Source organism: Bradyrhizobium nanningense, assembly GCF_004114535.1.
GTDB classification, from domain to species: domain Bacteria; phylum Pseudomonadota; class Alphaproteobacteria; order Rhizobiales; family Xanthobacteraceae; genus Bradyrhizobium; species Bradyrhizobium nanningense.
In genome coordinates this window covers 1-13,621 of the sequence record NZ_LBJC01000030.1, presented here as the reverse complement: position 1 = coordinate 13,621, position 13,621 = coordinate 1, and the positions used below count along the sequence as shown (strand labels likewise).

General features: G+C 60.6%; 14 protein-coding genes and 1 pseudogene. 11 read left to right on the top strand and 4 right to left on the bottom strand.

The features are described 5' to 3' along the window. The first annotated feature begins 6 nt into the window (after window positions 1–6). Together XH84_RS25050 and XH84_RS25040 are read left to right on the top strand one after the other, a co-directional pair. A complete protein-coding gene (locus XH84_RS25050) occupies window positions 7–1,653 on the top strand; it encodes a GMC family oxidoreductase (RefSeq protein ID WP_128920082.1) in 1,647 nt (548 codons plus the stop codon). 739 nt (window positions 1,654–2,392) lie between these two features. Continuing rightward, complete coding sequence (locus XH84_RS25040; protein WP_028153650.1) at window positions 2,393–2,584, top strand: ParB N-terminal domain-containing protein; 192 nt, start codon at window positions 2,393–2,395, stop codon at window positions 2,582–2,584. Between the two features lie 250 nt (window positions 2,585–2,834). On the opposite strand, the gene XH84_RS25035 is transcribed toward XH84_RS25040, so the two are convergent. The 3 genes from XH84_RS25035 to XH84_RS25025 all read right to left on the bottom strand — a co-directional run bounded on the left by XH84_RS25035 (window position 2,835) and on the right by XH84_RS25025 (window position 4,565). Next, on the bottom strand, window positions 2,835–3,725 hold the full coding sequence (locus XH84_RS25035) for a hypothetical protein (RefSeq protein ID WP_206734141.1): 891 nt from the start codon (window positions 3,723–3,725) through the stop codon (window positions 2,835–2,837). Continuing rightward, the gene (locus tag XH84_RS25030; RefSeq protein WP_128920081.1) at window positions 3,722–4,000 is read right to left on the bottom strand and encodes a helix-turn-helix transcriptional regulator; all 279 of its coding nucleotides are present in this window, start codon (window positions 3,998–4,000) and stop codon (window positions 3,722–3,724) included. Before XH84_RS25030 ends, XH84_RS25035 begins: the two co-directional genes overlap by 4 nt. Window positions 4,001–4,172: 172 nt before the next feature. Then, entirely contained in the window at window positions 4,173–4,565 is a 393-nt protein-coding gene (locus tag XH84_RS25025; RefSeq protein WP_128920080.1) for a hypothetical protein, read from the bottom strand. A gap of 146 nt (window positions 4,566–4,711) precedes the next feature. On the opposite strand from XH84_RS25025, the gene XH84_RS25020 reads away from it, so the two are divergent. The 8 genes from XH84_RS25020 to XH84_RS24990 all read left to right on the top strand — a co-directional run bounded on the left by XH84_RS25020 (window position 4,712) and on the right by XH84_RS24990 (window position 10,319). After that, window positions 4,712–4,972, top strand: a complete 261-nt coding sequence (locus XH84_RS25020) for a hypothetical protein (protein WP_128920079.1) — start codon at window positions 4,712–4,714, stop codon at window positions 4,970–4,972. 83 nt (window positions 4,973–5,055) lie between these two features. Next, window positions 5,056–5,373, top strand: a complete 318-nt coding sequence (locus XH84_RS40020; RefSeq protein ID WP_164936341.1) for a hypothetical protein — start codon at window positions 5,056–5,058, stop codon at window positions 5,371–5,373. Between the two features lie 10 nt (window positions 5,374–5,383). Continuing rightward, window positions 5,384–6,355, top strand: a complete 972-nt coding sequence (locus XH84_RS25015; RefSeq protein ID WP_164936340.1) for a toprim domain-containing protein — start codon at window positions 5,384–5,386, stop codon at window positions 6,353–6,355. After that, on the top strand, window positions 6,352–6,816 hold the full coding sequence (locus XH84_RS25010) for a hypothetical protein (protein WP_128920077.1): 465 nt from the start codon (window positions 6,352–6,354) through the stop codon (window positions 6,814–6,816). The genes XH84_RS25015 and XH84_RS25010 overlap by 4 nt, the downstream gene beginning before the upstream one ends. 3 nt (window positions 6,817–6,819) lie before the next feature. Then, window positions 6,820–7,839, top strand: a complete 1,020-nt coding sequence (locus XH84_RS25005) for a phage/plasmid primase, P4 family (protein WP_128920076.1) — start codon at window positions 6,820–6,822, stop codon at window positions 7,837–7,839. 326 nt (window positions 7,840–8,165) lie between these two features. Further along, on the top strand, window positions 8,166–8,351 hold the full coding sequence (locus tag XH84_RS25000; protein ID WP_128920075.1) for a hypothetical protein: 186 nt from the start codon (window positions 8,166–8,168) through the stop codon (window positions 8,349–8,351). Window positions 8,352–8,363: 12 nt separating this feature from the next. Next, window positions 8,364–8,933 (top strand): hypothetical protein, encoded by a 570-nt coding sequence (locus XH84_RS24995; RefSeq protein ID WP_128920074.1) that lies wholly within the window; start codon window positions 8,364–8,366, stop codon window positions 8,931–8,933. Window positions 8,934–9,557: 624 nt separating this feature from the next. After that, window positions 9,558–10,319, top strand: a complete 762-nt coding sequence (locus XH84_RS24990; RefSeq protein WP_128920073.1) for an outer membrane protein — start codon at window positions 9,558–9,560, stop codon at window positions 10,317–10,319. Between the two features lie 271 nt (window positions 10,320–10,590). On the opposite strand, the gene cax is transcribed toward XH84_RS24990, so the two are convergent. Further along, window positions 10,591–11,691, bottom strand: coding sequence for a calcium/proton exchanger (gene cax, locus XH84_RS24985; protein WP_164936362.1), 1,101 nt, complete (start codon window positions 11,689–11,691; stop codon window positions 10,591–10,593). Window positions 11,692–11,897: 206 nt separating this feature from the next. On the opposite strand from cax, the pseudogene XH84_RS24980 reads away from it, so the two are divergent. Then, window positions 11,898–13,354 (top strand): annotated as a pseudogene (locus tag XH84_RS24980) (IS1182 family transposase). Window positions 13,355–13,621 lie beyond the last annotated feature (267 nt).

The following is a 13,621-nucleotide window of genomic DNA, read 5'->3' as shown; positions in this document are numbered from 1 at the left end:
GGTACCATGGATAGATTTGATTATGTGATCATCGGCGCAGGCTCTGCCGGTTGCGTGCTCACCAGCCGGCTCAGCGAAGACCCCAACACCAGCGTCTGCGTGCTGGAGGCTGGCCCGTCCGACTGGCATCCCTACATCCATCTGCCGGCGGGTTTCATCAAGACCTTCCACATGAAGAGCATCAACTGGGCCTACCAGCAGGAGCCGGGGCCCTGGACCGGCGGGCGCAGCATCTACGCGCCACGGGGCAAGACGCTCGGCGGATCGTCCTCGATCAACGGCCACATCTACAATCGCGGCCAGCGGATGGATTTCGACACCTGGGCGCAGATGGGCAACCGCGGCTGGGGCTATGCCGACGTGCTGCCTTACTTCCGCCGGCTGGAGAAACGCGTCGGCGAGGGCGAGGACATTTATCGCGGCCGCGAGGGCAATCTCATCGTCACCACCATGAACTGGCGCGATCCGCTCTGCGAAGCCTTCATGGAAGGCGCGGTGTCGCTCGGCATTCCCCGCAACCCCGATTACAACGGCAAGACACAGGAAGGCGTCTCCTACTGCCAGCGCACCATCGACAAGGGTTTGCGCGTCTCCGGCTCGACCGCGTTCCTCAAGCCGGCGATGAAGCGGCCGAACGTGCATGTGCACACCCATGCGCATGCGACCGAGATCATCTTCGAGGGCAAGCGCGCCGTCGGCGTGCGCTACATGAAGGGCGGCCGCGGCGGCACGCCGGTGGAAGTGCGCGCCAACAAGGAAGTGATCCTCTCCGGTGGCACCTATAATTCGCCGCAGCTCCTGCAGCTCTCCGGCATCGGCTCGCCCGATCTGCTGCAGCAGCACGGCATCGCCGTGCGTCACGCGCTGCCGGTCGGCGAAGGCCTGCAGGACCATTACGCCCCGCGCACGGTGGCGCGCGTCAAGGACATCAAGACCATCAACGAGCTCCGCCGCGGCCTCTCGCTCTGGATCGAGGCGCTGAAATGGGCGACCGCACGCCGCGGCCTGCTGTCGCTGTCGCCGACCATGGTCTATTGCTTCTGGCACTCCGGCGAGAGCGCCGAAAGCTCCGACCTGCAGCTCACCTTCACGCCGGCGTCCTACAAGGAAGGCGTGCAGGGCCAGCTCGAGGACGAGCCCGGCATGACCGTCGCCTCCTGGCAGCAGCGCCCGGAGAGCCGCGGCTATGTCCGCATCCGCTCATCCGATCCGTTCGCGCCGCCGATCATCCAGACCAACTATCTCGACGCCGAGCTCGACCGTCGCGTCATCGTCGGCGGCATGAAGCTCGCGCGCAGACTTCTCAAGTCCGCGCCGCTGTCGCCCTATTACGCCTACGAGGATTTCCCCGGCCCCAACGTCAACACCGACGACGAGTTCCTGCACGCCGCCACCGAGCGCGGTACCACCACCTTCCACCCCGGCTGCACCTGCCGCATGGGCCCGGCGGATTCCACCTGGGCCGTGGTCGACGACCAGCTCCGCGTCCACGGCCTGGAGGGTCTCCGCGTCATCGACGCCTCGGTCATGCCGCGCATGATCTCGGCCAATCTCAACGCCTCCACCATGATGATCGCCGATCGTGCCTCGGACCTCATCCGCGGCAAGGCGCCAATGGAAGCCGCAAGGATTCCGGACGCGGCGGTGGCGTAGGAGGATGCCGTGCCCCGGACGCAGCGCAGCGCTCCTTCAGCGTTGCGCTGCAGAGCCGAGGCCCATCTCACCACGATCTCCACGTGAGGTCTGGGTCCCGGCCCTGCCCAGTATCGTAGGGTGGGCAAAGCGAAGCGTGCCCACGCTTCTGTTGCGATATTGTAGAGGTGGTGGGCACGGCGCAAGTGCGCCTTTGCCCACCCTACCAGCTTGCTGTGTCGCTCCCGCGTCAACCCTCTTCTGCAAAAATATTCCACTTTACCGAAATTCGGAATTACGGGATAGATCGACACAGCCCGGCCCGACGAAGAGGGGCGGTTCGCGAGTCGTTCGAAACGCGGGCCGGGTTGCGGTGGACGCGGCAGCGTCGGCACGAGAGGTGCGGGCAGGGCGGGTAGTCCCTGTGAGCCCGCCCTGCGTGCGGACGAACGGCGCTGAGCGCGTACGGCAAAACCGTGTGGTCCTTGCTGCAAGCGATTTTTTCGGCCTGTTGAAATCGCCGGAAGCGCCTGAAGATAAAGGTATATTTCTGTTGCTGCCGGACGAGCGAGAGGCCCGTCCGAACCTGCTTGGGCCCTAACAGGCCCTAGTTTCACATGGCGCGGGCCGGTCCCGTCCCCTAGCCCGGTTGCGTTGTGCGGCCTTCCTGCGGCCATTGGAACGCCGGGACCGGCACGAGGTTAGATGGATTGTGCACCATCGCGGCGGCGCTGACCGCGCGCTGGATCGGAGGCAGCACATGATCATCGTGGACGAAGACGGCGAGATCATCGCCACAGCATCCGATGACCATACTCTAATCGGCGGCCACCACCGCCTCGCAGTGGCGGCCAGCCTTGGTAAAAAACTGTTCTGGCGACATACCGGCGAACCAGTGAAGCTTGATAACTTTTTCAAGCATTATGGAAGTTCTCTTCGACATTCAGCCTAAGCCGCTCGACGAGGGATAATGTCTCGCTCACTTGCCCTGCATCGTGTGCTGATCAAGCGCCCAGTCGGAGATCTTCGGCGCGCGCGCCAAGGTTACAGCCCATCGTGTGCCTGATCGCGCCCGCCGAAGCCGCCCTTTACCCTGCCACGATTCGGATCGCACTCGTTGACCGCGTTCCGCCAAGCGACGATCTCATCCTCGTGCCCCCGCTGAACCCCGATTAGTTGCGCCGCTGCCCCGGTCGTCGTCTTCAAGAATGTCCGCCCCACCGATCAAGGACGTGCCGAAGGGACTGCTGTTCGGCCTCGTTGACGATCCGGCACCGCTCCCATGCCTCGGGCTCGATGTGCTCGTTGATTTCGGCCTCGACGCGCGCCCGCAGGTCGTTCGGGTCCATCGCGTCCAACTCCCAGCATCGCTGACCGAATGTTTTCCAGAACCACGGAGCGCGCGGGTCCTTCCTCTTGTCTGCGACGTTGAAGGCAGGCCTCTCGCCGAGCGTCATGCAGTCCTCGTGAAGAAGCGCAATCCGCCTTATCGAGATGTGATCCCCGCCGTAGCGCTCTAGCCGCTCTGGAATGTCGCGTTCCGACATCCACAACCCGCTCGGATCGAAATCCCCGATATACAGGATGATCAGCGGGCGACCATCGTCATACTGCGACACGCCGTTGATGGTGGTCGCGCTGCCGAACCCGTGCATGACGCGGAAGCCGACGCCGTACTCATCGAGCACGGGTTGCAGCACGCCCCGGATCGTGCCTTTTTCCGACCAGACCTCTACCCGCTGCGGCTGCTGCTGGCAGAAGTCGCGCCTATAGGAACGGGCCACGCAGCGAACAAAGGCCACAGGATCGTCCCAAGTCGAGACCTGTTCCAGTTCACGGGTCTCATCAACGATCCACTCCCACGGGATTGTCCCTTCCTCACGGGCCTCTTTCAGCAGGCGGTAGACGCCCTGCATGACGTTCTTGCTCATGGACGGGATGAGGCCCAGCGAGAACAATTTGTAGCCAATACCTCGCTCTGTGATCGGCCGAGCGTCTTCGGCGATTTCGTACATCGCCTTGATCATATCGAGCGAGCGCCGTGCCCGGCCACGACCCTTTTTCGTACTTGTCTGAAAATACTCGCCGGTCATCGTTGCACCTGCGAGCAGGCCTTGCGCCGACGCCCCTTGCCACGTCCACGGTTCGGATCGAAATGCGGGTCGCATTCGTCGATCGACTTCTGCCACGCGACAACTGCGTCCAAAAACCAGCATCGCCGGTTCTGCGAAATGTAGACCGATTTCGGAAACTTGCCCGCCTTCTCCAATCTGTAGAGCGTCGTCCTGCTGATCGGGACAATCTGCAAGACCTGAGCTTCGGACAACATTGGCCGAAGCTCAGGTACTGTTGCTGCACCTTCCGTCATTGCTCTCGCCCTTTTTCTCGGGACGCCCTTCGCCGCAACACGCTACGGCGACAAGCGCCCCATTCATGGTCGAGCGGGCCTGATCATTCTCATGCTTTCGTCTCCTTTGGGCCGCACTAGGGGCATCGCGCGCAGCCCGACAATCAGTTCATCCGTAGGCCAACCGCAACTTTCATACTTTCGCGGCCCGCTCAGACTTCCTCATCTCGGCGCGAAGAACGCGCAGCCGGTCAAGCCGAGCCCGTAACTCACCATCTGTCTTTGCGTCGAGCACGTCATCGACGGCGCGGAGCAGCGGCTCCCCGAGATCGGCCAACGTGATCCGCGAGCCGTATCTCGCGAGGATGATTTCCATATCCCTGATCAGTTCTCCAAGCTTGGCCTGCTGATCCAGATAGTGGATGCGGCTCAAGTGATTGACTATGACCCGGCTTTGCGGTCGGCCTTGGTCCTTGGCCTCCCCCTCAACCCACTTCGAAATATCCTCCGGCAATATCATCTTGAACTCGCGCCCGCGTTTGAACGCCGGAGTGGTCGCCTTCTGCTTTTTTGGGCGGGGTGCCATCGGCGCAAGCTTTCCTTCCTGAAATCGGACGACATGGGACGATCAGAGATTGACCCTAGTACCCTTGTCGAAGGTTGGCAATGTCCAATTAATGGGGTAGAAATACCCAAACAAGTTTCATCTCGGATGATGCGAGGAGGTCTCAGTTGCGAGCCGAAGTCATCAGCCGCGCGATCCGCGAGAAGTTTTTCTACAAGGTGGAAGCTGCCGGATCGCGCATCGGCCTCTCCCGCGCGCAGTCTTACCGCGCCGTGGAGCTGGGACAGATACCAGCCGAAAGACACGGAAAATTTCTGCTCGTGCCGCGAAAACGGTGGGATGCCGAAGTCAAGCGTCTGTTGCGCGGACCTTCGCATGCGAAGCCGCGCCGATCGCGCAAACCTGCCGAAGTAGCCAGCGCCTCTTAAAAAAACGCCGCCCCCGGCAAAGGGGCGGCGCACAAAGTAAAAAGCTCAATCCGCTGCTCGTCACCACCGAACAGGAGATCGCTATGACTATTACCAATAAGCCTGAGAACCGCTTAGCGCAAGCGCGCAGCACTATGAGGCATCTTACGAAAGATGCCGATGGCTCGCGCGAGACCGTCGTTCTCAACTTCATGATGACAGACGCGATCACTCACTGCAGTTGCTTCGCGTGCAGGAGGCGGCGGCGAGTGTTGGAGTTGCCGTCCCGCATTGCAGAGGAAGTAAATCTCTCCGCCGATCTGCTTGCCGCAATCAACCATGCAGCATGCCAGCTCTTTGTCGATCTCGACGAATTGGAGAACGAACGTCGGCAGGACATGGACGACGACATTCCCTTTTAGGAGCACCGTTGTGGTCTCCGGCGACCTCATTCCCCTCGACGACCTGCGTGCGATGCTGGCGCAACGTGCCGCCGATCTCGCCCAGCACCTGCTCGGTGATCCAAATCGGCAACTCTCATCAAAGCGTGAGTTGCGGTATGGCACGCACGGCTCGTTCGCCGTTAGCATTGCGGGCAGCAAACTTGGCTGCTGGTACGACCACGAGATCGGCATTGGCGGCGATCCCTTTGCTCTAATCATGCGCGAGCGCAACTGTGATTTCCGCGACGCCGTGGAATTCGCCCGGCTGTTTGCCGGCGGCAATATCTATCGCACAACGATACGGCCACTACAGTTGAAGCAAAGCGATCGCGGAGATGAAGTCGCAAAACGGCTGCAACTCGCGCGGTTTCTCTGGTCGCAACGACAGCCGATCAAGGCGACGGCGGGTGAACGCTATCTGCGGGAGGCACGCGGGTATGGCGGCGCTATCCCGCCGACCATTGGCTATCTGCCCACGCGGGGCAAAGATGTGCACGCCATCATCTGCGCATTCGGTCTTCCAGATGAGCGCGAGCCGGGCGCATTGCACATGCGCGACGACGCGGTGCGCGGTGTCCACCTGATCCGACTGCTTCCTGATGGGAGCGATCGGGATCGTGACCATCCGCAGGGAAAGAGCACGATCGGCAAATGCCCTGGCGCACCGATTGTCTGCGCGCCGTTCCATGACAGCAGCAACGCCCTGGTCATTGCCGAAGGCGTCGAGGATGCGTTGACTGCGCATGAAGTCATGGGCATCGGCGCATGGGCGGCAGGTGGCGCGTCACGGATGCCCGCTCTCGCCGAAAGCATCCCGGACTGGACCGATTGCGCATCGATCCTGATCGATGACAACAGCGCGGGGCGCGTCAATACCGCAAAACTCGAACGCTCGTTGCAGGAGCGTGGCGTCGAAGTGTGGGAAATCCAGCCGTTCGAACTTGGGAGCGATGCCCCATGACGGTTAGGAAGGTCGACGCCAATCATTATGCGAAGAAGTATGGTGCCGATGCTCTGCGCAAGCAAATCGATCGGGCGAGGCCGTCGCCGCCGCTTGCAAATGGCAGCGGCGGCAAGGTTCAACATGCTGCCGATACGGCTCCGGTTTTCAGCGATGAGGCACTTGCTATCGCTTTTGCGCAGCGCCATGCCGACGACCTCCGTTACGTCGCCAAGTTCGGGCGCTGGATGAGTTGGACCGGTCAATACTGGCGGTCAGATGACACGCTACATGCCTTCAATCTCGCCCGCGTGATCTGTCGCGACGTTGCCGCTACTTGCAACAAGCCAGGCTCCGCAAAAGCGCTTGCCTCCGCAAAGACCGTGGCGGCGGTCGAGCGGCTGGCAAAGGCTGATCGCCGCCTCGCTGCGACGGCAGAACAGTGGGACGCTGATCCATGGAAATTCAACGCCGGAGATTAACGAGTGGGAACGATCGAACTCCGCTCGGGTGAAGAGCGCCCGTATGAACCCAACGACTATATTACGCGAAAGGCGGGTTGCTCATTGGCGCCGCCAGGAACGCCGCATCCGTTGTGGTCGTCATTTCTCGGCAGGATCACCAATGGAGACCGAGAGCTTGTGGGATTCTTACAGCGATACGTTGGTTACTGCTTAACCGGCACGACGGCCGAGCACGTCTTCGTGTTTGCTTACGGCACTGGCGCAAACGGCAAGGGAACGTTCATCAATACCATTGTCAAGATTTTCGGAGACTACGCAACGACCGCAGCCATGAGTACCTTTATTGCCAGCAAGAATGACAATCATCCGACGGACCTCGCGAAACTGCGCGGTGCGCGCTTGGTGGTCGCGCAGGAAACGCAGCAGGGGCGCGAATGGGACGAGGCGAAGATCAAGACGCTCACTGGCGGCGACCGCATGACGGCCCGGTTTATGCGTCAGGACTTTTTTGATTTCGACCCGACCTTCAAGCTGTTCATTGTCGGTAACCACAAACCTCGCCTGACCGTCGTCGACGAAGCCATGCGGCGACGCCTGCTTGTTGTTCCTTTCACCGTCAGGATTCCCGAAGCGGAGCGCGACCAGGACCTATCGAGAAAGCTGGAACCGGAGTGGCCTGCCATCTTACGATGGGCGTTAGACGGCTGTTTGGAGTGGCAGCGCATAGGCCTTGCTCCACCCGCCGTGGTTCTCGACGCGACGGCTCAATACTTCGCTGGCGAAGATATGTTCGGGCAGTGGCTCGATGACGCCTGTGAGGTCGACATCGGCAACATATGGAAATGGGAACCCGTCGGTTCACTTTTCGATAGCTGGTCGGCTTATGCCGCACGCGGGAATGAAAATGTTGGAAGCAAGAAGGCCTTCAGCGAACAGATGCAAGCGAGGGGCTTCACTAGCGCGCAGAAGGGACACGCCAAGACGCGGGTCTTTCTCGGTGTCCGCTTTAAACCAACAAACCGCGACAGCAACGGGGATTGAACGGCCATGCGGACGGGTGCGGACGTGTCTAGCCATATCAAGCGTAGGCCCTCTCGCGACCCGGACGGTGATAACGGAAAAACTGTCCGCACCCGTCCGCAGGCAGAAATGCCCGTCCTCGATCGCAGGGATGTGCTAGATGCTTTGGCTGGCGCGCTCGATTTGCCGATCGGCACGCTGACAGCTGCGGCCGCAGCGCTCGGCCATGAACGACGAAGCAGCCAGCTTCCTAGTTCTTCCAACTGCGCGCCAATGACGCAACGTCGTTCGCGGCACAGAGCCGACGGATCATCTCAGTCTGTTCTTGCAAACATGGAGCTATACAAATGACCCATCGCTGGGCGGCGCAGATCGAATACAACAATGGCGAGCCACTGAAGGTCGTCGCCTTTGAAGAATTGGTCGAGTTGCACGACATCGTGGAGCTTGGGCCCGACTGGCACACGATCGATCAGATCGTCATCACGCTTAAACGACGTGTAACGCCCGCTCCGCTGAAAAAATTAGACTGAGAGATCTCCACCATGGCACTCAGAAAAACGACGACGATTTCGAATCTCGAAACAGCGCTCACGGCATTGCGTTCGCGGCATTCCATGCTCAACGAGCGAAAGGCGGAAGCCCAATCGTCGCTCGATAAAGCCAGAGCGGCTCAACAGCGATTTTTTCTCGAATCCGATGTCCGCAATGACGACGCAATCACCACACTTGAAAATGCGGTCGATGCGGCAACGCTGCGGCTATCCAGCCTCAGCGACGCATGCGCGGCGCTTGCCGCCCAGATCGTTGATGCTGAGCAGAAACTAGGCACCGAAACCGAGCGAGAAGAGCGAGAGGCCGCGGCAGAGGAGATCATGGCAATGGCCGACGCACTCCAGGAAGGACTTGAGTCGGTGCTTCGCGGATTGCGCAGCCTCGTGGAGACCCTCGTCCCAATCGAGGACTTGTCGCTTGAGACCTTTAACTTCGGTAACTTCCTTCGGAAAACAGCCAGGGAGATCGAACTCGCTGGGGGCATCACGCCGTCTCTACTTCGTGGCCTGGCGGGAGCCGTTGAGCGGGGCGAAGCGAAGATCCCGCGTCGACCCGCGTGATGTATGAGAATCAGCGATTAGCGTTGCCGAGTCCTGCGACAATGTTCGTCGCGCCAATTCAGCGCGGTGTAGCCACAGATCGAGAGGACCGCTCTTTGGGCGCAGCCAGTGTCCGCGCCCGCGTGTATCACGGGAGGCCCCCCGGGACCCACACGCGCCGCTGCCTTTTGGCGTTTGCTCGGTGGCGCGGCGGACAGGCGGTTGCTCCACTTCCTGTTCGCCGCGTCTCTATCGAGTGCAGCCCCCGCAAGAGCGGGCTGTGTCCGCTTAACGTCCAACAGCGGCGCAAGAGGAGACATTCCGCAACTGCCGCTTCGGGCCATAAGCCGACATGCCACGGGGGCAGGGAACGCTGCGATGAGCGGCAGTACTGGCATTGGGGACCCGCGCGATCTACAGGATCATCCTCTCTTTCGAGGGGGCGCGGATTTTTTCAACCGACAATGCACGTTAAAGTGCATTTGGTTCCCTGTAAATCCTTAATAGATATAAAGAATTGGCGCCAAATATCTGAGCCGAGTGTTGCGGCTTAGCTACATCAACCTTCAGGCGAACGAGTTAGCATTTGATTCGTCTCGTGGGCATCGTGTCCTTTTTGAAATTCTTTCTGGGGAGATTCTCGTAATGAAAAAGCTTGTGATTGCTGCGGCCGGGATGATTGCCGCGGGTCTATCCGCCCCCGCGTCAGCGGCTGATCTGGCGGCCCGTCCGTACACTAAAGCACCGCCGCCCATGGTTGCTCCGATTTACGACTGGACCGGTTTCTACATCGGTGCGAACGGCGGCTGGGGTCAGAGCCACAGTTGCGTGGATTTCGTCACCGCTGCGGGAACGTTCGCGAGCGGCTGCGGTGATCGCTCCGGGGGCGTTGCCGGTGGACAAATTGGATATCGCTGGCAAACCAATCAGTTTGTATTCGGATTGGAAGCTCAAGGCGATTGGGCGGACCTCAAGAACACTCGCGTGAGCCTGTTCAACCCGACGCTCTCAACCACGGCAAAGACTGACGCGATCGGTCTTTTCACCGGCCAACTCGGTTGGGCTTGGAATTCGGCTCTGCTCTATGTGAAGGGCGGCGCGGCTGTGACCAGTAATCGCTTGACTATATTCGACAACACCACCGGGATTGGTCTGGTCTCCGCGGATAGCACGCGCTGGGGCGGCACCTTGGGTGTCGGCTTTGAGTATGGCTTCACGCCTAACTGGTCGGTCGGTGTTGAATACGACCACTTGTGGATGGGGCACGCAAATAACTCCTTCTCTGTGGTGGATCCGCGTCTTGCGGCGGTACTCAACGACCGAGTCAGCCAAGACGTGGATATGGTCACCGTGCGCTTGAACTATCGCTTCGGCGGCTACGGCGCCCCGGTCGCGGCGAGATACTGATCGCCCCAGTCCGCGCAAACCAAAGCCCCGGCTTGCCGGGGCTTTTTTGTGGGCTATGAATTGTTAGCGGTGCTGCTTCTTCGCAATGTCTGTGGTGGGTCAGCGCCTGATCGCCGCCCGGTCACGTCCGGTCTGCCGCGACGACCGGACGATCTCAGAGCCCGGTCCGGGTTTCCCGTGCGGCCAGAACCTGACGTTCGTTGTGCTCGGTTGGAGTCAATAGGCGGACAAGCGTCGTGGGGGGTGTCCTGCGTCGGCGAACGACGGCGCGTCATCCTTGGCCGGCCGGCGGGACTACATACAGCGTTAGCGCAAAGATCGCGTAGATGAAGATGAGTAGGGCGCCGACGAACCAGGCCGAGCGGCCGCTGCCGGTGATGAAACTCGCGGTAACCGTCGCAATCATTATCATGGTTACGGCACCCGGCCAGAACTGGAGGTTCATCGGCGTGGGACCCACAACATAGCTGAGCAGCACCAGCGCGGGGGCCACGAACAGGGCGATCTGAGAGGCGCTGCCGAGCGCAATGCTGACGCTCATATCGAGGCGGTCCTTGCGCGCCGCAGAGAAGGCCACCGCGAATTCCGCTGCCGCGCCCACTAGCGAGACGATGATAAAACCGACAAACGCCGGGCTCATGCCGAAGGTCTCCCCTGCCTTCTGTACGGACTCTACGAAGATCTCGCTCACCAGCGCGACCAGCACGGTAATAACCAGCAGCGTGCCTACGGCAAGCCCGATCGGCCAGGGCGCTTCTTCTCCCTTGTCGTGCTCTGCGCCGGCGAATAATTCCTTGTGGGTCTTCAGCGAAAACAGGAGGCCGAGTGCATATACGCCGATCAGCAGCACGGAGATGCCGACGCTTAGCTTGTGGATGACGCTTCCATCCTGCGGCAAATGTTGGAGGTCGGCGACGGCCGAGGGGGCAAGCAGGGCGACGGTTGCCATCAGCAACAGTCCGGAAGACAGCCGCGCGCCGGCGCGGTTGTATTCCTGCACGTGGTAGCGCAGACCACCCAGCAGCAGGCAAGCGCCGAGCATGAACATCGCATTGGTGACGATAGCCCCAGCAATCGAGGCCTTGACCAGCGTGTACTGGCCGGCGCGCAATGCGGCGATGGCGATGATGAGTTCTGTCAGGTTTCCGAGCGTCGCGTTGAGCAGCCCCCCGACGGCATCTCCGGTTCTCGCGGCGACCGCCTCGGTGGCGTGGCTAAGCAGTGCCGCCAGTGGGATGATGGCGAGCACCGACAACACGAACAGTAGCGTATGGGAATTTGACAGGACCGCCTCGGCCGCCAGCACGGTCGGCACAAATACCAGCATCCAGAGCAAAGGGGTATTCCGGATCTCTTTGAGCAGAGGTTGCATGTCAGCCACCGTCACCATGGATGCGTGGGTGGAAAGGTCTGATGCATCAGCGGGGCGGGCGTTGATCTGCCTCAACGTGAAACCCAGCCAGTTGCGATTGCCGCATGATTATTCTGCCTTGGATGCCCTTTGTCCGCTTCGGGTCCAGGCTGTGTGAAAACCCTGTCGATGCTATGATCTCGTGCTGAATCGGCGGGGGGGAAGTGATGCGAGGTTTCGTTCAAGGGGTTGATCGCCACCAGACGACGTTGCTGCCGGAATGCCTCGATGATTGGGTCGGCGAGAACAATCCTGTTCGTGCGGTCGATGTGTTCGTCGATGCGTTGGAGCTCCGCGACCTCGGGTTCGATGGCGTTGATCCTGCCGCGACTGGTCGGCCAGCGTACCATCCTTCCCCGATGCTGAAGTTCTACATTTACGGCTATCTCAACCGGGTCCAATCGAGCCGGCGGCTGGAGCGCGAGGCAGGTCGCAATCTTGAGGTGATGTGGCTGACCGGACGGCTCGCGCCGGATCACAAAACCATCGCCGATTTCCGCAAGGACAACGGTCCCGCGATCAAGAAGGTTTGCGCGCAATTCGTTGAGTTGTGCCGCAAGATCGGCCTGTTGGCGAGTACCAGCGTTGCCATTGACGGCAGCAAGTTCAAAGCCGTCAACAGTCACGACAATAACTTCACGCAAGGCAAGATCCAGCGCCGCCAGAAGCAGATCGAAGAGAGCGTGGCGCGCTACATGAGCCAACTCGATACCGCCGACCGCCAGACTGCAGCAGGTAAAGCGCCTTCTGAAGCGGTGCTTCTGACCAAGACGCGGCTCAGGGAAAAGCTGGTGAAGCTTGAAGAAGAAGTGAAGCGACTGGCTGCGATTGAGGAGACATTGCTCGCCTCACCCGACAAGCAAATATCGCTGACCGATCCTGATTGCCGCTCGATGGCAACGAGCGGGGCGAGGCTCCGGCATGGTCGCCTACAACCGTACAAAGTGCGGTCGAGACCACGAACCATCTGATTGTCGCCCATGACGTTACCAACATCGGTTCCGATAGAACGCAATTGGCGACGATGGCGCAGCCGGCCAAAGCCGCGCTGCGCAGCGATACTTTGGACGTCGTTGCGGATCGGGGTTACTTTAAAGGTGAGGAAATCCTGGCCTGCGAACAGGCCGGCGTCGCGGTCACGCTGCCCAAGCCGCAAACCTCGGGTGCCAAACCGGCAGGCCGCTTTGGGAAACCTGATTTTGTCTATTTGGCCAAGGACGATGTCTATCGCTGCCCGGCAGGCGAGAAGCTGGCACACCACTTCACCGCTGACGAAGACGGCCAAAAAATGCGGATCTACTTGACGAAGGCGTGTCGCACATGCCCGTTCAAAGATCAGTGCACAACATCCAACGAGCGCCGCATCAGACGCTGGGAACACGAACACGTCGTCGAAGCCGCGCAGACGCGGCTCGATCGAAACCCGCAAGCCATGCGTGTGCGTCGCGAAACAGTCGAGCATCCGTTCGCCACACTGAAGATGCGGATGGGGGCGACGCACTGTCTGATGAAGCGGTTGCCCAATGTCGCGACCGAAATGGCGCTGAACGTACTCAGCTACAATCTCACGCGTGTACTGAATATCCTCGGCGTCGAGCCATTGCTGGCAGCCATGCGAGCGTGAGGCGCGGCAGCGGGCTCAAGAGCGACGCCGATGGTCGCCCGACGTTGCATGGAGGTGATGCGGAGCCGTGTTTTTACACAGCCTGGGTCAATCGCGACGGTTTAGCCCGGTTTAGGTTAGGTCCGGTCTAACCCTGACAGCCGACATATCCTCAGCCGTGCGATGCGGCAGCGATGGGCCATGTGTGGACGGCTCCGGGTTGGCAAGGAGAATCTTCACGTCGCAGTATTGGTCGGAGCAGCCATGTGTTCGGCCTGTTAGCGCGGT

What these genes read in the sequence shown, in the direction of transcription:
- XH84_RS25050 (WP_128920082.1), top strand. Translation starts at nt 7, where the DNA reads ATGGATAGATTTGATTATGTGATCATCGGCGCAGGCTCTGCCGGTTGC.
- XH84_RS25040 (WP_028153650.1), top strand. Translation starts at nt 2,393, where the DNA reads ATGATCATCGTGGACGAAGACGGCGAGATCATCGCCACAGCATCCGAT.
- XH84_RS25035 (WP_206734141.1), bottom strand. Translation starts at nt 3,725, where the DNA reads ATGACCGGCGAGTATTTTCAGACAAGTACGAAAAAGGGTCGTGGCCGG.
- XH84_RS25030 (WP_128920081.1), bottom strand. Translation starts at nt 4,000, where the DNA reads ATGACGGAAGGTGCAGCAACAGTACCTGAGCTTCGGCCAATGTTGTCC.
- XH84_RS25025 (WP_128920080.1), bottom strand. Translation starts at nt 4,565, where the DNA reads ATGGCACCCCGCCCAAAAAAGCAGAAGGCGACCACTCCGGCGTTCAAA.
- XH84_RS40020 (WP_164936341.1), top strand. Translation starts at nt 5,056, where the DNA reads ATGACTATTACCAATAAGCCTGAGAACCGCTTAGCGCAAGCGCGCAGC.
- XH84_RS25010 (WP_128920077.1), top strand. Translation starts at nt 6,352, where the DNA reads ATGACGGTTAGGAAGGTCGACGCCAATCATTATGCGAAGAAGTATGGT.
- XH84_RS25000 (WP_128920075.1), top strand. Translation starts at nt 8,166, where the DNA reads ATGACCCATCGCTGGGCGGCGCAGATCGAATACAACAATGGCGAGCCA.
- XH84_RS24995 (WP_128920074.1), top strand. Translation starts at nt 8,364, where the DNA reads ATGGCACTCAGAAAAACGACGACGATTTCGAATCTCGAAACAGCGCTC.
- XH84_RS24990 (WP_128920073.1), top strand. Translation starts at nt 9,558, where the DNA reads ATGAAAAAGCTTGTGATTGCTGCGGCCGGGATGATTGCCGCGGGTCTA.
- cax (WP_164936362.1), bottom strand. Translation starts at nt 11,691, where the DNA reads ATGCAACCTCTGCTCAAAGAGATCCGGAATACCCCTTTGCTCTGGATG.